The following is a 21,923-nucleotide window of genomic DNA, read 5'->3' on the forward strand; positions in this document are numbered from 1 at the left end:
CGGTTTCTTTGTTGGTTTGGCTCGTGGTACCTGATCTTATCATGGGTTATAAGGATGTGGCTCTCTACAAGCCTCTTAGATCCTGTATGTTGACCATGAGTACAGCCTTTTTCACAGGAGCGGGATATGGATAGGATCAGAGTGTTTATGAGCGGCTTGGTCATGATGGTCACTTGTGTTGGCTGTTGTGTCAGTGCGGGCGAACTTCATAAAGTCACCACTATGGTAGAGTTACAGCAGGCCCTTGCAGCCGCATCCAAGGGCAGGGAAATCACGCTTGCCTCTGGCGACTATGGTCTATTGTCAGTACGTGATCTTAAAGCTCCGTTGGTACTGCGATCTGCCGATCCAACTCGTCCGGCTCGGTTCTCGGGCATGGTATTACGTAATGTGAGTAACGTGACAATCGATGGCGTGGTCTTTGATTATACTTACCAGCTCGGCGATAAAAAATACCTACGCCCATTCCAGATACTGTCCAGCACAGGCGTCATGATCCGCAATAGCCTATTCGATGGCGATCTGTGGCGGGGTGGTGGTGTCACAGATGACGGGTTTTCAACTGCTTTCGGACTAGGGGTTCGATTTTCGTCAGACATAACTTTGGAAGGTAATGAAATTCGCAATTTCTATCGTGGTACCGTTATTAGCCAAAGCCAAAATGTGGTTGTGCGTGGTACAAACATGCACTCTCTTCGCATGGATGGCATGAATTTCACAGAAGTCTCGGACGTGCTAATCGAGAAAAATCATATCCACGATTTTACCCGATCTGTGGATTCCGAGGATCATGCCGATATGATTCAATTCTGGACCAATGGCACCAAGTCGCCGTCGCGCAATATCACCATTCGCGACAACCTGCTCAATTCAGGGAAAGGGTGGTATACACAGTCAATTTTTATGCGAAACGAGATGGTCGATCGGGGTTTAGCTGGACATGAGATGTTTTATCGTAATGTCACGATCAAGAACAACATGATCATCAACGCCCATCTGCATGGTATCACGGTGGGCGAAACGGACGGGTTAATCATCCAGAATAATACTGTCGTGCGTAATTTTCGATCTGAGGGGAAGAGGAAAAATAAAACACTTTGGATACCACAGATTCGTGTCAAGGGCAGTTCCCGCAATGTCGAATTGTCGCGTAATATCACCAGTAAGATTGACGGTTACGATGGTCAGCTGGGCTGGAGTGTCCATGATAACTTTTTTGCCCAGGACAGTGAGCGCGGTAAAGCAGGGTTTTACGGTTACGTCTTTGATTCAACCGTACTGAGTGATCCTAGCCAACCTGAAGCGTTTGTACCCCGTAAGGGAGGGCCTTTGGATGGCATGGGGTTGGGCGCGCAGCAACCGGTGCTGTAGCCGGATCTAAAAGGTCGCGTTTATGGTGTAAACGCTCTAGGCATTGGAACTCAATCATGCTTTTAAAAAGATAGATCAGATTTTGACTGCAACTGAACATATCCCCAAGTTGCCTGTGCCTGCGCTGGGTAAGATGAACAAGGACAGGCTACCAGTACCAGTCTTGCTCTATTTGTTAGTGATCGTTTTGCCAATTGGGTTTCGGGTTGGCCCACTCTACATGACATCTTTGCGTTTGTTTCTGATCGCAGTGATCATGCCGTTGATAGTTCGGCTGCTTCTGGGGAAGTATGGTAAGGTACTTTTAATTGATGTATTGTTCATTTTGCACATCGTCTGGGCCACGATAGCTCTTGTTGTGAATAGCCCGGATCGAGTGGTCGAAAATATAGGAGCGGCAGCTATCGAGTTCCTTGGTGGGTATGTCGTTGGCCGAGCCTACATCCGCACACCTGAAGCTTTTGGCGCTCTTTGTCGGACATTAATGTTGATTGTGTTGTGCTCGTTACCATTTATTCTTTTTGAAACCTTGACCGGGCGGCCGTTGATAATCGAAATTATCCGCAAGATTCCTGGTCTAACAAGCTATGCCGTCAATCATTCAACGGCTCGATTGGGTTTGGAACGGGTGCAGTTAGTCTTTGCTCACCCCATCCACTACGGGTTGTTTTGTTCCGTTATATTTTCACTTTTTTATGTTGGAATGTGGGGTCAGGTGGGCAATGCGCGTCGCGTTTTAAGCGGCATGTTGATTGTTGCCTGTGGGTTTCTGGCTCTGTCCAGTGGGGTCTTACTTGCAATCCTTTTGCAAATAGGGCTGATTTTTTGGGCATGGACATTCGACGGAATAAAAATGCGCTGGTGGTTGCTCGTTGGCCTTTTTGTGATGGCGTATATTTCTATTGATCTTCTATCAAATCGAACGCCAATTAAGGTATTCATGAGCTATGCAACCTTTTCCGCCCATACGGCCTATTGGCGCGGTATCATTTTCGACTGGGGTTTAGCCAACGTCATTGGCAGTGCCGAAAAAGGTGTGATCGGCAGCCCGCTTTTTGGGATTGGGTTGAATGACTGGGTGCGGCCACATTATATGTATTCTGGCAGTATGGATAATTTTTGGCTTGTGATGGCGGTGCGCTATGGGCTTCCTGGAGTGGCCTTTATTGCTCTGGGTTATGTTATTGGCTTGGCCCGGGTCATGCGGCGCAATTTTGAAAATGACCAAGTGCTAGTCCAGTTCCGGCGCGCTTGGGTATTCACCTTTCTGGGACTCAGTTTTACACTTAGCACTGTTCATGTCTGGACTAGCATATACTCTTTTATATTCTTCATTTTTGGCGCTGGAATTTGGTTAATTACGGCTCAACCTAAAAATGATAGCGATATTGTTCCTATTGTGGGAGGCGAAAAAGGCGACGCGAGGCAGCGTGCAAATAGGAAATACACTCGGTTCCCTAATGCGGCCAGATCTCAGGCACGGGCGCCTCATCGTTTTGTTCGTAGGTAGGCCTTGTTATCGCGTCTCGACAAGATCGTTTCCGAATGGCATTGGTGAGTATGTATTGGCTTTGTTCAAAATTCATTTGCAGTGATTGGAGATTTTGTTTTGTGTACTACCCCCCCGACGGTGTCGGTTGATGCGGAACTGACGGTAATCATCGTTAGCTATAATACATGCGATATGACGTTAAAAGCGGTGGAGACACTCTACGCCAACACTCACCGTACGCAGTTCCAGTGTGTCGTTCTTGATAATGCCTCCGAAGATGGTTCTGCCGAGGCTATCGCTACGGCTTTTCCACAAGTGGAGGTTATCGCTTCACCCGATAATCTAGGCTTTGCCCGGGCCAATAATGTCGTTGCAGCGAAAAGTACCACACCTTATCTTTTGTTACTGAATCCAGATACTGAAACTCACGCAGGCGCCATTGATGCGCTGATGGATTTTGCCAAATCTCAGCCCCAAGGCGGTATCTGGGGAGGTCGAACGGTCTTCCCAGACGGATCGCTAAACATCGGATCTTGTTTGGCACGCCCGACCCCGCGCAGCCTGTTCTTTCGTGCTTTAGGAATGAGTACGCTGTTTCCTAAATCTGAGTTTTTCAATCCTGAAACCTACGGGAGTTGGAAACGCGATAGTGTTCGCGAGGTTGACGTCGTCGTGGGATGCTTATTGCTGATCACTCGATCGCTTTGGGACGAACTAGGAGGGTTCAACCTGAAATACTATATGTACGGCGAAGATACTGACTTGTGTCTGCGTGCCCGCACATTGGGATGGCGGCCTATGATCACGCCAACTGCGCAAATCATGCACATTGTAGGGGCCTCTACCAAAAAGAACGACAAAAAGGCTGTTTCAGTGATGAAGGCGCGCCTTTCGTTGGTCAAGGATCACTGGCCCAGCTGGCAGGTGCATCTTGGCATTTTCTTGATGTGGTTATGGTCTTTGTTGCGTTTTATAGTCACCCGTCCATTTGCACGGTCATCGCATCCACGCCTTCGAAAAAGTGCGGAACGTTGGAAGTACTTGTGGGATTGCCGTTCCGAGTGGCTGTCGGGGTATTAGATGTAGTTCTGGATGAGGCGCTTGGCGACGATTTTGGGCGAAAACCGGTCCACATCATCCAACTGCGTACGGGACATGTTGCCCAGATAAGATGCTGTGACCGAAAAGGTCGAATGACGCGAATAGATCAAGTGATCACAACGCGATAGGAGCCACATGTCAATGAGTGCGTTTTCAGCCTCCCGCACTTTTTCGGCTACTGACGAGGGCCAATGTAGTCGTGCGCCGTCTTCGGCTAGGTATTTGGGAATGTGATGGATACCTGTAAATTCGGTCATCATCTCGGTTTGGACATTGCTGTTATCGGTCGCTAAGAATATCCGCGCGTCGGGCATACTACGTAGCCGCTTTCGTAAGGTATCCTTGATCCGGTGTAGCGGCACCTTGCGGTCGGTATAGCGGATATGCACACCTATACATGGTGATCCAAGCTGGGCCTCCATGCTGCCGACTTCTGATAAGACACGATCATTGGGGGTGAAATACCGTTCAAGATACTCCCCAATGATTGCTGCTTGCGACCGACCCACAAAACGCGGGTCACGCCGCATGTGCCGCGCCAATCGTCCAAACTTTGGTAGGTATGCCCAAAATATAGCAAGATTCTCGGGCGCATCAAGACGGCGCAGATCGGTGCATAAGCGTCTATAACCGATAGGGCTGGAATGGCTGTCTGGAATGAAGTCGTCAATCATCTCTTGTGGAGTACGCGCCAAATAACCCGTCCAGATCGCAGGCGATACTTGGCTCGTATCGTCATCGTAGGTTTCGCTTTGTTGCATGATAGGGGGTTTGAACAGCAGTGGATAGGCGTTTTCACCAGCTGGTGCATAGCTGCCGTCACGCCAATCTATTACAGGGGCTCGGCCGGTCAAGTCGGCGAAAACTAGGCCACACACGGCTGAAAGAATACGGTTTCCCAAACCTCCCTTGCCTTTGATTAATAGCGTTTTTTCCAATGTTTTATCCCTATTTTACGCAGAATCGGTAACCTGGACCGCCCAGACTAATACAGACTTACTTCTACTTCGAATATGATTCGTGAACTTTCATCTGCTATGATCAAGCCAGAGCCTCTGAATGGTTCAGCGCATGGAGGTGACATGGCGTTCGCCTTCAGCTCTTAATCGCGAGGCTTGAAAACTGATCCTGCTGCCTGCCCCAACATCCATAAGCCGCGTAAACTGCGCAAACGGTATAGTGTGACCAACCCACGCCATCTTTCCCCAGCCCCATTCAACTGACTATTCCGCAGTACCTTTGGCGTATGAGCCACGGCACTGAGCGGCATGGCCAATGCGCGGGCTGCCCACCGCATCCGCGCAGGTATAGAGGTGCCGTTTAGTGCGTATAGCTCCTGTGTTACCCGCCGCCACTTATGCTTTAGGGCCGCCTCGTTTTGCCGTGACGGATGGCAGACAGCCAGATCATCAACGTAAACCAGATTGTAACCTTTGGCCTTCGCTCTTTGGCACCAGTCGAGGTCTTCGGACAGGCCATTTCGAAAAAACCCGACATCCTCAAAGACCTCACGCCGGGTGAGCAAATTTGCCGTTACGGTAAATCCCTGATCTCGAATATAAGATTGGATTGGAAAGGCAAAAACCGCCTCAAAGGCCTCGGCCCCGCTGCGGGGGGGCGGGGTTTCATCAAAGACATCCACCCGCCCGCCGACAAGATCAGCCTGGCTGTAGACGCGTGTCGCGGTTTCCAGCCAATCCTCGGCAGGCAGGCAATCGGCATCTATAAAGAACAGGGTCGGGGCTGTGGTTTCGCGCACCCCGGTATTGCGGGCCAGTGCAGCGCCTTTGCCGGGTTCAAACAGAAAGCGGATGCTGGGGAACTTTGCAATTGTGTCCGCCAAGGGGGCCGTCGACATGTTATCGACCACCACTATTTCGGTATCGTCCCGCTTGTGACGGGCCAGCACATCCAGACACCGTTCCAGTCGGGTGACGTCGTTATAGTGGGGAATGATAACGGCGTAGAGGTAATCCATAGAGGCTCCAAAGTGTGTAATATCAAATGTGGGCGGTCCGCCGCGAATTCTGCAAAAAGATGAAGGTGTTTGTGGGCAAGCGCAACAAGGATTGCACATTACGGCTTTGTTTGGGGGGACGGGGTTTCAGGCGCTGTGTTGGCCATTGTATCCGTCGTCAGCGTGTTGGGAAACTCCCGCAAATTAGAAAATTGTCTAAAGAATCATTTCGACCCGCACCTTAGAAAACCCGTTTGTTTCCAGTGTGGAAACAGTGACACAACGCTAGGATGTAGGCCTGCTCGTGGAGCAACCTGTAGGGTGGTTGAGTGCCTAAAATTTGCCTTTTTTTTGTCATATTTGCACAGGAGACACTGTTCTTTGGGGCGGCATCTGCTAGAATATAATTAGTAAAATATGCCATCGGTGGGAATGGCACTATATTTATAACGAGGAAAATTATGTATTTAAAATCTCTAATATGCGCGATCGCATTTGTGCTTGCACCGTTGTCGGCAAACGCTGCGACAATTACTGAAGGTGCCAGCCATGACATTCTTTCTGCGCCTGTCTTCTTAGGAAATGCAGATTCTGGTGTAGGTGGTGTTGGGTCATTTATTGCTGGTTTCTATTCATCGGTTGACCCAACCGTTGGTGACTTTACCGCTGCAGTAACTGGCGGTCATGTGAGTGCATTTGATACTTTGACGATATCTTGGCTTGCTTCGGATATGTCTACAGTTCTTAACTCGGTCATCGTGACGGCAGGGCTTAACGGATTGGCAACAACATTTACGGCGCCCAATTTGACACAGTATCTTCAGCTGTCTTGGGGCGCTGGAACGATAAGTGATGCAAACGTCAACTTTGATGTTGTAGGAACTATCCCTCTGCCAGCTGGTGGGTTGCTGTTGTTGACAGCACTTGGTGGTTTGGGCTTTGCGCGTCGTCGTAAACAAGCCGCTTAAGTCGAACAAAAATTCTAAGAAAAGGGCCGGCTATTAGCTGGCCCTTTTTTGTTTTGAAGGGGGCTTGCCTGTGACCTTCAAAGACGGCGGTGATTTCAGGTTTTTGGAAACGCGTTATGTGACGGGTCGTTAATACGCGTAGCCGATTTCTTGCTCCATATACCGGCATTTGTTCAGAACAACGCCGAGAACCGGTAAATGTTCGGCCAGATCTTTTTCACAGCTGTCAATATTTTCAAGCGCAGTATCCTCGGCGGCTGTGATCAGAATTGCACAGTCGACCTGCTGCATGAATGCATGTGTGTCGTCGCTGCCAAGCATCGGAGGCATGTCAAACAGCATAATATCGGGCTGATATTTCTGTTCGATGTCATCCAACATTTTTATGGCCCCTTCGCTCTGCAATAGTTCAGATGAATGGCGGGCGGCTGTGCGATTGGTTGCGATCGCGAGGTTTTGTCCGACCCGTACGGCATGGTCTTCAAAAGTTTCCTGCCCCCGCAGAACGTCATGAAAACTTTCAAGGCTTTGGTGTCCGAAGAAACGGCCGATTGAAGGGCGTCGTAAATCCAGATCAATGAGAATGGTGCGGATTTCGGAATTGCGCGCAAAGCTCATGGCGAGGTTGCTGGAAATTGTGGATTTTCCGCAGCCACTGTCTGGCGAGGTAATCATGATACGCTTCCAGCCTTCGCGCCGGATACGTTGTAAAATCCGTGTCCGAAGCATGTCATAATAGGTGGTATCATCGTTGTTTTCAGCCGTGAGGATACGGTTTTTCCGCAAAATTTTGCCTTTTGGGGCAAAGGGTTGCAGAGCAGCCCAAGCGTTTTGCGTTATCTCACTGCTTTGGGGCAGAGCTTCCTTGGTGACACCCGCAGACCCGGTGGTGGGCTGTGTTGCGCGCTTGTTTTTTGCGTGTTCTATGGCGGCTTGCAGTTTTTCCATGGGGGTCTCTTATGATTTTCTGGTGTTATACCGGGTCATTACAGGCCGACCTGATTGGTGATCCGGTCGATAATAAGATCCAAAGGCAGGTAGAAGGTGTGAATAAAATAAAGCAGTGCCGGTATACCCAAGATAACCACAAGGGTCGCGGCGGCAATAATGGCACGGCGCTGCGCAGCTTGGCGTGGTGTGCGCGTGTAAGGAAAGGTCGCCAGAGGCGTAATGCCCAGACTTCGGGTCAGATCGGTGGCCCGCCGCACAGAGCGGTTCATCATTTCCAGCAGAAATACCGCGCCGATCCCGGCCAAAATACCAAAGAATGTCCCGCCCCCTGCAATCAAAGGCCGATTGGGGGAGGTGGGTTCGGTCGGGGTGACAGCCTGTTCTATAACACTGACTCGTTGGCCTTTGGACAAGACTTCGATACGTTCCCCCGTTGCGGCGGTGGAAAGGCGGTTTATCGCGCTGTTATACTGAAGTTGAACATTTTCATAATCTCGCTGCAACGCGTCCAGGGCTATGGAATTGGCCGGTGTCTTTTCAATCGCTGTGCGCAGTTTTTCCAGTTCGTTCGCTGTTTGTGTGGCCTGATCCGCAACAAATTCCAGCCGTGTGTCGATTTCGGATAACTGGATGTCCAAAAGGGAGGTTGCTCTTGTATCAGAGCCATCATCGACGGGAGCACCACCCAAGGCTTTTTCAAGTCGGGCAACCTTGGCCTGCAACAACTTAACGCGCGGATTTTCTTCGGAATAAACAGTGAGAGCTTGTTCAAGTTCGTCTTGTGCGCTGCGCAATTCTTGTTCTGCAGGCGTGAGTCTGCGGTTGCTTTCAATATCGACGTTTCCGGTTGCCTCAAAAATCTGGACAAGCCGCGTCCGTTGTTCGCCTAACAATGTTTTTTCGCGCTGCAACTGGGACAGGCGTTCTTGCAGCAGGCTTTGTCGGCCAAGACGATATTCCAATTCTTCCGGTAAAGCATCGCTGTTGGCGTTTTTGAAGTTCAGGATTTTCTCGCTCTGGGCATCCAGATCCTGATTCAGGCGGGCCACCTCTTCTTCAAAGAAGCTTAATGTGTCGCCGGCTTTATCGGTTCTGAATTCGATACTGTCGCGCAAAAGCAGTGTGACGTAGTCATTTGTAACCTGGGCTGCCACAACCGGATCGGTTGCTTTGAATGTGATTGTCATCAGGGTGGCCTGACCGCTGCCACCACTTCTGCGAATAACGGTTTTGCGGCGCATCTCGCTGACGATCTGATCTGGTGTTAACTGGCGCCCATCAGCAAAAACCTGTCGTGAGTTGGCAATGTCCAGCAGATTGGCGCGGGTCATCATCCGCTGTTCAAAAATCTGCAATTGCTCGGATGCATTGGTTTGTACTGTGGATGCGGCAAGGGAATCCGGAATTTGCGCGGATTCAACCAGCAAGGTTGCCTGTGTCTGGTAGTTGGTCGGCAGCATATAGGCGGTCGAAACTGCAGCGACCGAGAAAAGGGCTGTGACAATGAAGAAAATCGGAAACCGTCGAAAGAATATGGATAAATAATATTTTAGGTCGAAATTCATTCATCGTGGTCCTTATGGGGCACTGGCGCGGTTTCACCCTTGGGGTCTTGCATAGTATCCGTCGCTTTTACGTCATTAGTGAGGTCAGAAAAAAACATTCCGCCCGCCAATACGTCATCTACCGTGCTGGCCAGAACGAGTTCGTTTTGGTCAACAGATGCATAAATGAGGCAGAAATCACAAAGTTGGTTGACCAGGCGGGGGGTGCCGTTTGTTGCTTTGAAAATCTTTTCGCAGGCTAGCCAGGTGAATTCATTCCCCGTTCCCCCCGCAGTGATCAGCCGGTGTGCAATATAATCGGCAACGGTTTTAATACTCATGCCGGGCAGATGATAGCTGGCTGCCACACGTTGTGCGAACTGCCGTAATTCCGGACGTCTTGTGAGCTCGCGCAATTCAGGCTGGCCAATCAGAACCAGTTGCACCAGCTCGTCCTTGTCGGAATTGACGTTGGTCAGCATACGCAGTTCTTCGAGACCTTCGACCGAAAGATTTTGGGCTTCGTCGATAATCAGAACCACCCGCCGTCCTTCGGCATATTCGGCGATCATAAAATCTTGCAGGCTTTGGAACATCTCGACATAGCTGGCGCCCGGGGTGACGGGTTGCGAAAGTGCGTTGAGAATCCACTGCAACAATTCGCCCCGCCCGCCCTGCGCATTGGAGATCAGGCCGATGGTCAGATCATCGGCGGCTTCAAGTAAGAATTTGCGCACCAGAGTGGTTTTGCCCGCCCCGACTTCGCCTGTCATCAGGGTGATCGGCGCGCGGGACATGATCCCGTATTGCAGCACAGAAAATGCCCGTTTGTGGTGGTCCGTCCAAAAGATGAAGCTCGGGTCAGGAAGCAGCGTAAAAGGCCGCTCCCGTAGCTTGAAAAAATCTGTGTAAAATTCATGTTCAGACATACTGTCTTGGCTGCTTTTTGATCGGCCCTCAAACAGTAGGGGCAACAGGGGGAAGGCGCCCCTTACAGGATACGCGGCCAGCTTTTGCCAGCGAGTTTGTGATATAGGTTTTGACACAATATTGCATCCCCTAATTCCACCAATGGAATGAAAACAAATAGTTTATCACGCATTTTGGCGGGGCTTTGGGTGTGTAAAACGGTTTGGTAAGCGATGGGCGCATTTTGGGGGGCGGGTCGCCCAACGGGCAGAAAATCCTGATTGTGATTCGTCTTGGAAGGCCCTGTGGGGGGCGGCATCCCAAAAAACGGGGGTGGCTGAAACTCCGCAGAACACCATTAGGTTGAATTAGTTAACGCCGTTAATACCTTGGATAATCCGTGTTTGCGAGAGGTGCCACAATATCGCCCATATTTATTGGGCATTCAGAATTACTCAATATAATCAGTGCCTAAATGTGGCAGAAATGTGGAATTAATTATTCATTCACGGTTCCATATGCTAGTCTCACTATGCGTAAGGTTTCGCACTCTATGCGTGATATATGCGTCTGCTGCTGAAACGATCGTCTTTGGGGGACGGGGGTTTTTTTAGATATTTTGTAATAATTAAAGGGTGCTGGAATTTTTCCAGTAAGTAGAGATGACTGTAAATTTTAACGATTTTGTAGAAGAGACAGCCGAACCTGTAGAGGCTGTAATCGACTTTATTCCACAGACGGGTCTGTACCGAAATTTCGGAAAACGTATATTGGATGTCGTGGTTGTGGGCGCTACACTTTTCTTTACGCTGCCCGTGATCCTGATACTTGCGTTCTTTGTGTCCTTGGATGGCAGCGCCCCTTTCTTCCGTCAAAAACGCGTTGGAAAAGGTGGGGCGCTTTTTTCCATGTGGAAGCTGCGCAGTATGGTGCCAAATGCTGAAGAGCATCTGCACGCCTATCTAGAAGCCAACCCGGACGCCAAGCGCGAATGGGACAGCACACAAAAGCTGAAAGACGACCCCCGGATCACCAAACTGGGGCTCTTTATCCGCAAGACGTCCCTGGATGAACTGCCCCAGCTTTTCAACGTCTTGCTTGGTGAGATGTCGTTAATCGGTCCCCGTCCTATGATGTGTGATCAAGAAGATCTGTATCCGGGCAAAGCCTACTATCGTTTGAAACCCGGAATTTCAGGTCCTTGGCAAGTGTCGGAACGCAATGCCAGCGAATTCAAAAGCCGCGCCATTTTTGATCTCAGATATGATCTGAACCTATCTTTGAAAACCGACGTGAAAGTTATTTGGAAAACCTTCGGCGTGGTTCTTCGTGGCACAGGGTACTGACTTAGAACGTCATTGATGTTCGACATGTGCCAAATACAGTATACGTTTAAACGAGTCTGTGTTTGCCAGCGGGAAACTGTTGGCAAACCATTTTTGCGTTAGAATGGAACCAACCAGATGTCTTTGAAAAAACTCGCCACTTTGGCGGTTTCACTCTTATTTCTTAGCCTGTTAACGGCCTGTGACTCTGCGGAAGAACGCGCTCAAAAACATTTTCTGCAGGGTCTGGAACTGATTGAGCAGGGCGATGCTGATCGGGGCCTTGTTGAATTGCGCAATGTGTTCAAGCTGAACGGCGCCCACAGAGAAGCCCGCCTGCTTTATGCAAAGACCGTTTATAAACAAGGCAAGTTTGCAGAAGCCTATGGCCAATACCTGCGCCATGTTGAATTTTATCCAAATGATGTCGAAGGTCGTATCGCCTTATCTGAAATGGCCCTCAAATCCATGAACTGGGGCGAGGTTGAACGCCATTCCAAAGTTGCATTGGAATTTGCGCCGACGGATCCCCGGGTTCGGGTTGTGGTGAACGGGCTGGATTTTCGAAATGCCCTGCTGAGCAAAGACAAACAAGCCGAACAGGCCGCCATAGATGAGGCCATTATCCTTAAGGATGTTGCGCCAGAAAGCCTTAATCCAAGACGGGTTATTCTTGAGGGTTTCCTGCGGGCCGGGGATACCCGGGCTGCCTTGAAAGAGGTCGATGACGCGCTGCTGTTGCATGCCGACGAGATCAATCTTCACCAGATTAAATTGTCTTTATTCAATCAGTTGGGCGACACAGATGCCCTTGAAAAACAACTTGTAAAGATGATTGATCTGTTTCCCGAAAATACGGATATCCGCGCGACCTTGCTGCGTTGGTATATGTCGCGCAATGAAATGGAAAAAGCCGAGGCCTTCTTGCGTACATACGCCGAGGCCGAAGGAGAGACAGGCAAAGCGGACCTGATCCGCTTTCTGGTCACGACACAAGGCACTGATATTGCCCTTGCAGAGGTTGAACGGATTATCGCCTCGGAAGAAAATAACGGGTTTTACCGGGCCTTACGCGCCAGTCTGAATTTTGACTCTGGAAAGACCGATACTGCAATTGCGGAACTGGAAGACCTTCTTGCATCGGCCGAAGCTTCGGATGAAACGCGCAGAATTAAGGTGACCTTGGCGCGCATTCGTTGGTCTGTGGGCAATTTGGTCGGTGCGCGTGAATTGGTCGAAGAGGTGCTTGTTGAAGACAACACACAGATTGATGCGATGAAGCTGAAGGCTGGATGGTTGATTGATGGCGATCAAACCAATGATGCAATTCTGTTATTGAGAACTGCACTGGCCCAAAGCCCGCAAGACGCCCAGTTAATGACGCTTATGGCCCGCGCTTATGAACGGGACGGCAGCAAAGACTTGGTGGGTGAAATGCTGTCACTGGCCGTAGAGACATCCAACAACGCGCCACAAGAAAGCTTGCTCTACGCCCGCTTCTTATTGGCTGACGATAAAAGCCTGCCCGCTGAAGGTGTCTTGATCAGCGCCCTGCGTCTGGCGCCGAACAATTTGGAAATCCTGGAAGTTCTTGGGAATATATACATCAAGATCAATGATATCGCGCGTGCAACGCAAGTTTCCGAGACTCTTGCGCGCCTGCCATCGGAAAATGCCAAATCCATTGCCACCAACCTGAAGCTGCGGCTGCTACAGGCGCAGGACCACGGCGATGAAGTGATCCGTTTTCTGGAAGGTCTGGCACAGACAGGTGAAGATGACCAAGGGGTGCGTCTGGCAATCATCCGGACCCATGTCCTGAACAACAAGCCTGCGGAAGCCCTGAGCAAAATCAATGAATCTTTGCAGAAATATCCGGACAGTCCGGTCTTTAGAGCCCTCAAGGCGCGATTGTTGGAAACCACAGGGGATGCAGATCAAGCCATCGAAATCTACCGTGATCTTCTACAGCAGGACGATCAGCAAGAAACCATCTGGCGCGAACTTTATGCGGTCTTGCAACGCTCGAACAAGCCGGATCAGGCGAAACTGGCTCTGGAACAAGGCATGACTGCCCTGCCCGACAGCGCAACATTGAAATGGATGAAAGCCTCTAGCCTGGAGGCCGCCGGGGAGGTTCCCGCCGCCATTGCGATCTATGAACAGCTTTATGCCCTTAACAGCAGCAATCTGGTTATAGCCAACAATCTGGCCAGCCTGATGGCCAATTATACCGATGAGCCTGAGGCTCTGGAACGGGCGTATGTTATTGCCAAACGTCTGCGCGGTACAAACGAGCCTTACTTTCAGGACACCTACGGCTGGATTGCCTATCGCCGCGGGGACTATGAAGAAGCCCTGTCGCACCTGGAACCTGCGGCAGATGGCCGGCTAAAGGATCCGACAGTCAACTATCATCTGGGGATGCTTTATATTGCGTTGAACCGCCCGGAAGATGCCATTGAGCAAATGCAAAAAACGCTGGAGCTGGCCAGGGTCCCTGACCCCCGCCCAGAGATTGCGGCGGCCAAAGTGGAGCTTGCTCGGCTGACCTCGGGGTCATCCGGGAATTAGGGCTGTTGCAGTGGAGATACGGTTGCGTATTCATAATTAATATAACAGCAGTTTTACTGCTTATAGTTTGGTAAAACCCGTCTTGGTGGGCGCGTTTTTGAGAGAGGAATATAGTCATGTTCAGGTCAGTGTTGAATACGGCGGTGGGCGCGGCGGTTTTGATCGTAATGGTGACCACGGCAGCCATCGCGCAAAGCTCTTATAAGGTTCGCGTTGGCGATGTCCTTGCGGTTGAGGTTCTGGAAGACTCCAGCTTGAACCGGCAGGTTCTGGTTCTGCCAGATGGCAACATTTCCTTTCCTTTCGCGGGCACAATTCGTGTGGCGGGGCGTTCGGTCACCGATATAAGCACAGCTTTACAGGCGGGATTGGCCTCTAATTTTGCCGCCCCCCCGAATGTTTTTACAACCGTTTCCACCCTTGGAGAGCGCAGAGCCGCGGGCGCGGGTGGCACAAGAGCCCAACCGACGATCGCGGTTTACGGGTTGGGTGCTTTGAACAAGCCCGGAAAATTGGATGTGGCACGGGATACCACGCTTTTGCAATATTTCGCTGAAGTCGGCGGCTTTGGAAAGTTCGCGGCAACCAAGCGCATTCAACTGCGCCGCCGTGACCCCCAAAGCGGGCAAGAATACATCTTCCCGTTCAATTTCCGTGCCGTTGAAAAAGGCGGGCGTATTGATGGGGCAATTGTGCTGCGCGCCGGGGATGTCATTGTTGTGCCCGAACGACGTTTGTTCGAGTAATCCCAATGCCGAACCTGAAACAATCATCCGCCACTCTGGGGCTTGTCTGTGGTCTATTGGTCGTCTCAGGTGTGGCCCGTGCACAAGACGCCGAGCCAATTATTCTGAGCTTCAATCTGGGCTCTAAACTGCGTGTGGATGATAATTTCGGTCTGGATAGCCCTTCCGCTGGAACGGCGACCTTTCTGACCCATCATCTGGGCTTTGATCTGTCCACCAGATCCCAGAACCAAACCCTCGACTTTGGGGCCAGTGCCGATTTCCGACAGGGCAACATCCCTGGAAATACGGTTTCGACCGGCTCTGACAATGAACATATCTATCTGGATTACACCCGTGAAAACGCCAACAACCGCTTGGCTGCGGGGGCGTTTTACAAAAGCTCTGATGTCTCGTCGACGTTTCTTCTGGCGAACCCCGACCTGCCGTTTTCCAGCGACCTAATCGTTGATCGCGGTACATTGGGGACCTATGGCTCTGATGTTTCGTTGGATTTGGGCACCAATGCCCCCTTCGGGGTGACCCTGAGGGGCGGTTATACCAAGCGGGAATATCAGAACACGACAAATGCCAGCCTCTTTGACTCTGACAACAGTTCGCTTTCTGCAACCGGAAACCTGCGGTTTTCTGCGACACTGACCGGAACGATCGAAGCGGGCTGGAACCGATACACGGCCCAAGACGTCGAACAAACCGACCGCGAGACAACCCGCTTCGGGATTGGCCTGCAGGGTGAAATCAATCCAATCCTCAGTTTTGTGACCTCTATATCGCATAATCAAATCAACACGGACGAAACCGTTGGGGGGCTTCGGGGAAGCACAAAAGACAACGGCTGGTCAGGATCGTTTGAACTGACGCGCCAGATGCAAAACGGAACCGCCACGGTTGACCTGAGCAACAGTTTCTCGACCAATGGCAACCGTGTCTCGCTTGTCTTCGGGCGCAGCCTCGAATTGCCACGAGGCGCGCTATCGGCGACGCTCGGGGCCAGCAAAGGCGACGGCGGGACGCCCAATGCCATCGGGTCACTGGAGTATAGTCTTGAAACCGCCACCAGCGTGTTCACCGCCAGCCTGTCGCGCAGTTTCCAGACCTCCTCTGATGACGACGAATACGAGCGGACCAAGGCGGCGGTCGGGTATAAGTACCAAATCAACTCTGTGGCGGGTTTGAACCTATCGCTCGATTACGCACAGATTGAAGGCCTCGACGCCACAACCGTGACGGGGGCAACGCGGAGCAACCTCAGGATCAGTTATGACCGCGAGCTTCCTGCGGATTGGGTGCTTTCGGGCGGCTATGAGGCGCGGTATGCCGACAGTGATACCACCAACAGCGCACGGTCCAATGCGGTGTTCCTGTCTCTTGATAAAAGCTTCAAATACAAACCCTGAATCAAAGAAAAATCCTTTCCGAACCGTTAGATAATATTACTGTGACCGCCATCTTAAAGACCCCCTACTCAAGCGAAACTAGGGTAAGATGGTTGAAATAAATACTTTGTCAGTAGCTTTAGATTGTAAGAAATGCCCACACTTGAAACCACATTCTTTAAGAAACCCCTGCTTCTTCGAATAAATCCTCTGGGTTTGACTGGTTTCGTTTTGTTGATACTTGTATCGCTTCCGATTTTTTGGGCTGGACTGGCATCTCTTGTAAAGGCCTGGTCCACAGCAGAATACAGCCACGGGCCGTTGATCCCGGTCATTTCGCTTTACCTTTTTCTGCGTGAACTGCGGACCCACCCAATGCCCGCCGGGCAGGTCACTGACCGCTGGCCGGGGCTTGCGGTCATTGCCTTTGCGCTTTTGATTGCCGTTTTTGGCAACCTGACACAGATCCCCGATATTACCAGCTATGCGCTTATTATCTGGGTCGGTGGTGTGGTGCTGACAACTTTTGGCTGGGCGCGGGGGAAACATCACCAACTGCCTGTTTTGCACCTGATCTTTATGCTGCCCCTGCCGCAGTTCGTGTTCTGGAAGCTGACTATTTTCTTGCAGTTGATTTCATCCAGCATCGGTGTCTGGTTTGTGTCTCTTGCGGGCGTTCCGGTGTTTCTGGAAGGCAATGTTATTGATTTGGGGGTTTATAAGCTGCAGGTTGCCGAGGCCTGCTCGGGGCTGCGCTATCTCTTCCCGATCCTGTCATTTTCCTATCTGTTTTCGATCCTTTACCGCGGGCCAATCTGGCACAAAGCGGTTTTGCTGCTCTCTGCCGCCCCGCTTACGGTCCTGATGAATTCGCTTCGTATTGGCGTTATTGGGGTGCTTGTGGACAGATACGGCATCGAGCAGGCCGAAGGATTTTTACACTTCTTTGAAGGCTGGGTTATCTTCATCCTGTGTATCGGGGTCCTGTTTATCATGGCTCTGGTGCTGCAACGCCTGACCGCTGATCCCAAACCCCTGTCCGAAGCAATCGACCTTGATACATCGGGCCTTGGCGTGATCGGCCTGCGCATTTTAAACATCCGCGCTTCTGCGGCTCTTTATCTTGGTATGGGGCTTACTGGCCTGGTGTCGGTTCTATGGCTGGTTTTGCAGGCCCCACCCGCACTGGCGCCAGAAAGAGACCCCTTCCTGTTGTTCCCCCGCAAGATCGACAATTGGTCTGGCACCACATCCCAACTGGAACCCGATATCGAAAACGTTTTGGGCGCTGATGATTATATCAACGGGTTCTATCAAGACACAAACGAGACCGCCCCTGTCAGCCTGTTCGTCGCCTTTTACAACAAACAAACCGAAGGTTCGGGCATTCACTCCCCCGAAGTCTGCCTGCCTGTTGGCGGTTGGGAAGTCTTTGACCTAGAGCCTTATGAAATAGATTTGGGCGACGAGGTCTTTGGCAAATTCATGGTGAACCGCGCGATCATCCAGAAAGGCCTGTCCAAAAAGCTGGTCTATTATTGGTTCGAACAACGGGGCAAACGCCTGACCAACGACTTTGTCGCCAAAGCGGTCGTCGTTTATGACAGCATCGCCATGGGCCGCACCGACGGCGCCCTAGTGCGGTATGTGACCGATATGAACCCCGAAGAAACCGAAGCCGAAGCTGACGCCCGCATGCAACGCTTCATGAAGGCAAGCATGCCTAGGTTGCCAAGGTTCGTGCCGTTTTAGGGTAACCACACCATTGGCACCGCCTGCCTAAGATTGGGGTAAATAGGCTGCTATCTGGCGGCTGCCAAAGAACGGGTATTTTGTGAACACCCTATCAATCTCATGCATCAGTTTAAGCGTCTCAGCATTCATCCCAACGGGAGTGTAATAGATTGATGAGCGGCTGATCTTGAGCAGCTTGCATTGGCGTGTCAGGCTCAAATAGGTGTTCTCTTTGCGGATCATCTCGCGGCGTTCCCCCTCTCGGGATCATGCTGCGCATGACCCTGCCGGGCAGTGGACGGGCTCATCGCTTTAGCCCTTGTGACAAAAAATCGTTCTCCACCGCAAGCTGACCGATCTTACCTCTCACACATGTAAAGATGTGCTGCCGGTCAGTGGGACGTGCAGATCTTTGATCTCGCTATCCTTGTTCTCAGCCTTCTTGATCTTGTCCGAAAACACCCCGGCCATGCCTTCAATCGCCTGCCGTTTCCATGTGCTCACCTGCGTCGGGTGAAGCTGGCGCTTGGCTGCAATCTCCTGAACTATCTTGTCGCCACGCAGCGCCTCAAGCGCCACAGCAGCCTTAAACTTGTCTGAAAAATTCCGTCGCTTCGTCATTCTCGTATCCATTCATCAGTGTTGGATACACCTTAGCACGCTGTCCGAATTTGCCGGACCACTTCACGATGACGGGGTGGAAGAAGTGACGGACATGATCCGAGCCGCTCGTATCACCACCAGAACCTGGCATGACTTCGTCGATGACACAGACCTCGTGCTGCGGATAAAGGCTAAATCACCACGGTAGCAATGGAGCGGTTACGTTATAGGTTGTACGTCAAATGGCGGGAATATTCTAACCTGGCTTAGATGAACTCAAAGTTATCCACATCAATCGCAGATGCATCCACGTTTTGCAGTATAATTTGTGTACCGTTAGACAGCAGAACTGTCGTGCCACGGCCGAAATCGTCAATCATGAGATCTGAGAAATCTCCTCCTTTGGAAATCCGGATCAGATCATTCTCAACATCAAAATCCGTTATGATATCGTTGCCTTCATCACGGCGCCAATTGAAGACAAAAACATCGGAACCGGCACCCCCGGTCATTATGTCGTGCCCGCCTGACCCGATCAGTGTATCGTCCCCCTGCCCTCCGTAAAGTTCATCCTTGCCATTGTTTCCGTTTAATAGATCGTCACCACCACCGCCGTGTAACACATCGGCTTGTTTCCCGCCAAAGACAGTATCATTGGCATCCCCCAAAATGACGGTATCTCGGCCAGCGTGCGTGCGAACGGTTGCTGTTCCGCCTTCGACAATGACCTCATCATCGCCCCTGAAACCTTTCACCTTAACTTGAAATTCCGAAACACCGTCTTCCCCGCCAATAATATACGTATTGTCAGTGCTATCTCCGATGAGGAGAAGATCTTCACCCGTTGAGGTGATCCGATTCAGACTTGCCCCCATATCCCGATAGTCTTCGGCAATTTCTGCCGCCGTCTTAACATCTGCTGTTAGGCTGAAATCATCGATAACGCCTTTGATCCCATCGTTCCAAGTATCTCCAAGATCAAGGTGCCAATATGCTTTGGATGGGGTTGACCCTGTTGCTGTCACGCTAGAAATAAGATCGCCATCAACGTAAAGTGAAAAAATTTCCTCCAACGAATTATAGGTCACAAATATTTTGTGCCAATTATCATTGGATATGGTGTTTTCCTCTGACATAACCGTAAAGACGCCATCTGGGGTGGTGAGCTTAAAGATCACGGCACCATTTTCGTCAACAACTCCGTTTAGTGTTTTGTAAAACTGAAGAATGTCACCGCCATCGTCATCTGCGTCCTGCTTGATAGCGATACCAAGAGAAAAGACATCCAAATCATATATCTGCAGGTTATCACGATCAATAGAAACCTTATTAGTTCCATCTAGCCAAAACCCACTCCCAGTCACGCCTTCAACTGTAGTGAGGCCGCTAACGGGGGCTGTATAACTGATCAGTGAATTGTAACTTGAATCGTCATTATATCCATCATCAAAGTCTATGGAGATAAGTGTCTTGTCTTGAACCGTAAGGTCCCGAGTGATTGAATCCGTTTTTGCCAGCGTCTCGCCGCTCTTTACATGTGTTGACTCAGCATCTGGTAACATGGTCACAACCAAGGTTGCATCTTTTACACCAGCTTCTGCGAACGTCTTTTGAACCGTGATGCCTGTTAAAATGGTACCATCGCTAAACGTCCACGTGAACTGCGCATTTTCCTCATTGAGGTAGCCAGTTTCATTCTGCGAAAAAACGGCGCTGAAAACGAATGCGTTCATATCACCGGAAACTCCTTGAACAGCCATTACGGCCGTAAGGTCATCGACAGCGTCTAGGGGCTGACTGGTCTCCGCACCAAATTTACCAACCCACGAACTACTCGGATTTAAAACAAGGTCACGCAGATCGCCGTCACCACCAACAAGCGCATTAATAAACTGCTTTTCGACATACCCATCATCACCTTTTTGATCATAAGAAATGATAGCGTTATTGGATGCGTCTACTCCCTCAGGAAAGTAAAACCCCGAGGCAATATTCCCATAAACAGATACATTTGTAGAGTCTTCTGCCTGAATTCGAGGCATGTTTGATTCTCCACCATCACCCGCTGTTTGATAGTCCTTAGAATCTTGATTCCAGAGCACTGTATTATTGCGGATGATCAAACCATTTGTATTGTTCATCGTAATTCCATGGTAATTACCATTGTGAATCACGTTTTCCTCAATCAAAATATTCTGGAAATAAGTGCCACTATCTTTAAACTGCTCGTTCCGCCCAAAAATGGCCTGCGTCGCAACCCCATCTCCTGCATCAAGTATGTTACCCCGAATGATGACGTTCTCTGTATTTAGAATTGCATTCGTTCCCCAGAACTGAATCATATCCATATGATTTTGGTCCCTGGTAGAGCCCAGAAAATCATGCATGAAATTATCTTCTATTAGCAGGTCTTGCACACCACCAAAACGCAGACCATCCCCCTGCATTTCCCGAATTTCATTACTCCTGATTGAAATGTCTGTGGTCTCGCGAACCTCCAAGCCATGATTATAGCCAGACACATCATTATTTTCGAAAATGAACCCGTTAGTTTCACGAACCAGCGCCATGCTAGTGGCTTTTTCTATACCGTTCTCACCATCATAGAAGCCTTTCGCATCACCTTTGAAGATACTATTCTTGACAGCAATGGAGGTTGAAGATGACACCATAAAATCTTTTGCGTGGATTGAACGGTCTTCAGAAGCGCCTGAACTATCAAACACAACACCATCTATCGTAATGTTTTCACGCCCACGTAATTCCAAATATTCAACGACGGCGCGGTCATTGTCGTCAAAAGATTTTATGGTGATCGAAGGCTCATTAACTTTTATGTCACGCAATACGACATTGTAAGTTTCTCCAATATTTTTCAGCAGGATTGTCCCGCCTTCACCATTTGCAAGAACTTCCATAGCATCTACTAATTCTTCAGAAGTGCTCACGATCAGTGTAGTATCAGCCATTTCCAGTCCTAACCCTCAAAAACACACGCCCCTGCGCGTGAAAACTCTTGTATTTTGTTATTCAATCTTGATGTATTCAGCGCCCTTTTTGTGGTCCCCTAATGACCGTTTCAGGGCTCTCTTGCGGCTACTTTGTGGTCAAAATGAGAAACTAAGGGCTATGTCGGTGCAAAGTTCCTGTTGGGGGCTCTGCCTCGAAAAATTGGTAGGAGGGAATGCCAATACAGAGTAAATTCTAAGAATTTCTGCCAGTTTCAAAGTGCCATCTCCCAAATGCGCACAAAGATATTGGCACCAAAAGAG

The 21,923-nt window shown here is 50.2% G+C and carries 17 protein-coding genes; 9 read left to right on the forward strand and 8 right to left on the reverse strand.

Annotated features, from left to right (window positions below):
• Positions 1–126 precede the first annotated feature (126 nt).
• The 3 genes from GGE09_RS22875 (at position 127) to GGE09_RS22885 (ending at position 3,943) form a co-directional block, all read left to right on the forward strand.
• Complete coding sequence (locus GGE09_RS22875; protein ID WP_309748378.1) at positions 127–1,371, forward strand: right-handed parallel beta-helix repeat-containing protein; 1,245 nt, start codon at positions 127–129, stop codon at positions 1,369–1,371.
• 43 nt (positions 1,372–1,414) lie between these two features.
• Complete coding sequence (locus GGE09_RS22880; protein WP_309748379.1) at positions 1,415–2,881, forward strand: O-antigen ligase domain-containing protein; 1,467 nt, start codon at positions 1,415–1,417, stop codon at positions 2,879–2,881.
• Positions 2,882–2,980: 99 nt separating this feature from the next.
• Complete coding sequence (locus tag GGE09_RS22885) at positions 2,981–3,943, forward strand: glycosyltransferase family 2 protein (RefSeq protein ID WP_309748380.1); 963 nt, start codon at positions 2,981–2,983, stop codon at positions 3,941–3,943.
• On the opposite strand, the gene GGE09_RS22890 is transcribed toward GGE09_RS22885, so the two are convergent.
• Together GGE09_RS22890 and GGE09_RS22895 are read right to left on the reverse strand one after the other, a co-directional pair.
• Positions 3,940–4,902 carry a nodulation protein NodZ gene (locus GGE09_RS22890; protein WP_309748381.1) on the reverse strand — a complete coding sequence of 321 codons (963 nt, stop codon included), beginning with the start codon at positions 4,900–4,902 and terminating at the stop codon, positions 3,940–3,942. The two genes, GGE09_RS22885 and GGE09_RS22890, sit on opposite strands and share 4 nt — an antisense overlap.
• Positions 4,903–5,066: 164 nt before the next feature.
• A complete protein-coding gene (locus GGE09_RS22895; RefSeq protein WP_309748382.1) occupies positions 5,067–5,942 on the reverse strand; it encodes a glycosyltransferase in 876 nt (291 codons plus the stop codon).
• A 440-nt stretch (positions 5,943–6,382) separates the two neighbouring features.
• Between GGE09_RS22895 and GGE09_RS22900 the strand changes: the two genes are divergently transcribed.
• Positions 6,383–6,889 (forward strand): VPLPA-CTERM sorting domain-containing protein, encoded by a 507-nt coding sequence (locus tag GGE09_RS22900; protein WP_309748383.1) that lies wholly within the window; start codon positions 6,383–6,385, stop codon positions 6,887–6,889.
• Positions 6,890–7,018: 129 nt separating this feature from the next.
• On the opposite strand, the gene GGE09_RS22905 is transcribed toward GGE09_RS22900, so the two are convergent.
• The 3 genes from GGE09_RS22905 to GGE09_RS22915 are packed head-to-tail and all read right to left on the reverse strand — an operon-like array spanning position 7,019 to position 10,313.
• Positions 7,019–7,837, reverse strand: a complete 819-nt coding sequence (locus GGE09_RS22905) for a CpsD/CapB family tyrosine-protein kinase (RefSeq protein WP_309748384.1) — start codon at positions 7,835–7,837, stop codon at positions 7,019–7,021.
• Positions 7,838–7,875: 38 nt separating this feature from the next.
• A complete protein-coding gene (locus GGE09_RS22910; protein WP_309748385.1) occupies positions 7,876–9,405 on the reverse strand; it encodes a GNVR domain-containing protein in 1,530 nt (509 codons plus the stop codon).
• Entirely contained in the window at positions 9,402–10,313 is a 912-nt protein-coding gene (locus GGE09_RS22915) for an AAA family ATPase (RefSeq protein WP_309748386.1), read from the reverse strand. The genes GGE09_RS22910 and GGE09_RS22915 overlap by 4 nt, the downstream gene beginning before the upstream one ends.
• 642 nt (positions 10,314–10,955) lie before the next feature.
• Here GGE09_RS22915 and GGE09_RS22920 point away from each other — a divergent pair.
• From GGE09_RS22920 to xrtD, 5 genes are all read left to right on the forward strand, one after another.
• A complete protein-coding gene (locus tag GGE09_RS22920; RefSeq protein ID WP_309748387.1) occupies positions 10,956–11,639 on the forward strand; it encodes a sugar transferase in 684 nt (227 codons plus the stop codon).
• Positions 11,640–11,756: 117 nt separating this feature from the next.
• Positions 11,757–14,192: a tetratricopeptide repeat protein gene (locus GGE09_RS22925; protein ID WP_309748388.1), complete on the forward strand. Its 2,436-nt coding sequence runs from the start codon at positions 11,757–11,759 to the stop codon at positions 14,190–14,192.
• 116 nt (positions 14,193–14,308) lie between these two features.
• Entirely contained in the window at positions 14,309–14,938 is a 630-nt protein-coding gene (locus GGE09_RS22930; RefSeq protein ID WP_309748389.1) for a polysaccharide biosynthesis/export family protein, read from the forward strand.
• 5 nt (positions 14,939–14,943) lie between these two features.
• Positions 14,944–16,335: a hypothetical protein gene (locus GGE09_RS22935; protein ID WP_309748390.1), complete on the forward strand. Its 1,392-nt coding sequence runs from the start codon at positions 14,944–14,946 to the stop codon at positions 16,333–16,335.
• 132 nt (positions 16,336–16,467) lie between these two features.
• Entirely contained in the window at positions 16,468–18,066 is a 1,599-nt protein-coding gene (xrtD, locus tag GGE09_RS22940; RefSeq protein WP_309748391.1) for a VPLPA-CTERM-specific exosortase XrtD, read from the forward strand.
• A gap of 27 nt (positions 18,067–18,093) precedes the next feature.
• On the opposite strand, the gene GGE09_RS22945 is transcribed toward xrtD, so the two are convergent.
• From GGE09_RS22945 to GGE09_RS22955, 3 genes are all read right to left on the reverse strand, one after another.
• Positions 18,094–18,291: a hypothetical protein gene (locus GGE09_RS22945; protein WP_309748392.1), complete on the reverse strand. Its 198-nt coding sequence runs from the start codon at positions 18,289–18,291 to the stop codon at positions 18,094–18,096.
• A gap of 123 nt (positions 18,292–18,414) precedes the next feature.
• Positions 18,415–18,669, reverse strand: a complete 255-nt coding sequence (locus GGE09_RS22950) for a transposase (protein ID WP_309748393.1) — start codon at positions 18,667–18,669, stop codon at positions 18,415–18,417.
• Between the two features lie 248 nt (positions 18,670–18,917).
• Positions 18,918–21,620: a LamG-like jellyroll fold domain-containing protein gene (locus GGE09_RS22955; RefSeq protein ID WP_309748394.1), complete on the reverse strand. Its 2,703-nt coding sequence runs from the start codon at positions 21,618–21,620 to the stop codon at positions 18,918–18,920.
• Between the last annotated feature and the right edge of the window lie 303 nt (positions 21,621–21,923).

Source organism: Roseobacter sp. N2S, assembly GCF_031454055.1.
Lineage (GTDB): Bacteria > Pseudomonadota > Alphaproteobacteria > Rhodobacterales > Rhodobacteraceae > Amylibacter.

What these genes read in the sequence shown, in the direction of transcription:
- GGE09_RS22915 (WP_309748386.1), bottom strand. Translation starts at nt 10,313, where the DNA reads ATGTCTGAACATGAATTTTACACAGATTTTTTCAAGCTACGGGAGCGG.
- GGE09_RS22925 (WP_309748388.1), top strand. Translation starts at nt 11,757, where the DNA reads ATGTCTTTGAAAAAACTCGCCACTTTGGCGGTTTCACTCTTATTTCTT.
- xrtD (WP_309748391.1), top strand. Translation starts at nt 16,468, where the DNA reads ATGCCCACACTTGAAACCACATTCTTTAAGAAACCCCTGCTTCTTCGA.
- GGE09_RS22945 (WP_309748392.1), bottom strand. Translation starts at nt 18,291, where the DNA reads ATGATCCGCAAAGAGAACACCTATTTGAGCCTGACACGCCAATGCAAG.
- GGE09_RS22905 (WP_309748384.1), bottom strand. Translation starts at nt 7,837, where the DNA reads ATGGAAAAACTGCAAGCCGCCATAGAACACGCAAAAAACAAGCGCGCA.
- GGE09_RS22875 (WP_309748378.1), top strand. Translation starts at nt 127, where the DNA reads ATGGATAGGATCAGAGTGTTTATGAGCGGCTTGGTCATGATGGTCACT.
- GGE09_RS22920 (WP_309748387.1), top strand. Translation starts at nt 10,956, where the DNA reads ATGACTGTAAATTTTAACGATTTTGTAGAAGAGACAGCCGAACCTGTA.
- GGE09_RS22935 (WP_309748390.1), top strand. Translation starts at nt 14,944, where the DNA reads ATGCCGAACCTGAAACAATCATCCGCCACTCTGGGGCTTGTCTGTGGT.
- GGE09_RS22895 (WP_309748382.1), bottom strand. Translation starts at nt 5,942, where the DNA reads ATGGATTACCTCTACGCCGTTATCATTCCCCACTATAACGACGTCACC.
- GGE09_RS22910 (WP_309748385.1), bottom strand. Translation starts at nt 9,405, where the DNA reads ATGAATTTCGACCTAAAATATTATTTATCCATATTCTTTCGACGGTTT.
- GGE09_RS22900 (WP_309748383.1), top strand. Translation starts at nt 6,383, where the DNA reads ATGTATTTAAAATCTCTAATATGCGCGATCGCATTTGTGCTTGCACCG.
- GGE09_RS22955 (WP_309748394.1), bottom strand. Translation starts at nt 21,620, where the DNA reads ATGGCTGATACTACACTGATCGTGAGCACTTCTGAAGAATTAGTAGAT.
- GGE09_RS22950 (WP_309748393.1), bottom strand. Translation starts at nt 18,669, where the DNA reads ATGACGAAGCGACGGAATTTTTCAGACAAGTTTAAGGCTGCTGTGGCG.
- GGE09_RS22930 (WP_309748389.1), top strand. Translation starts at nt 14,309, where the DNA reads ATGTTCAGGTCAGTGTTGAATACGGCGGTGGGCGCGGCGGTTTTGATC.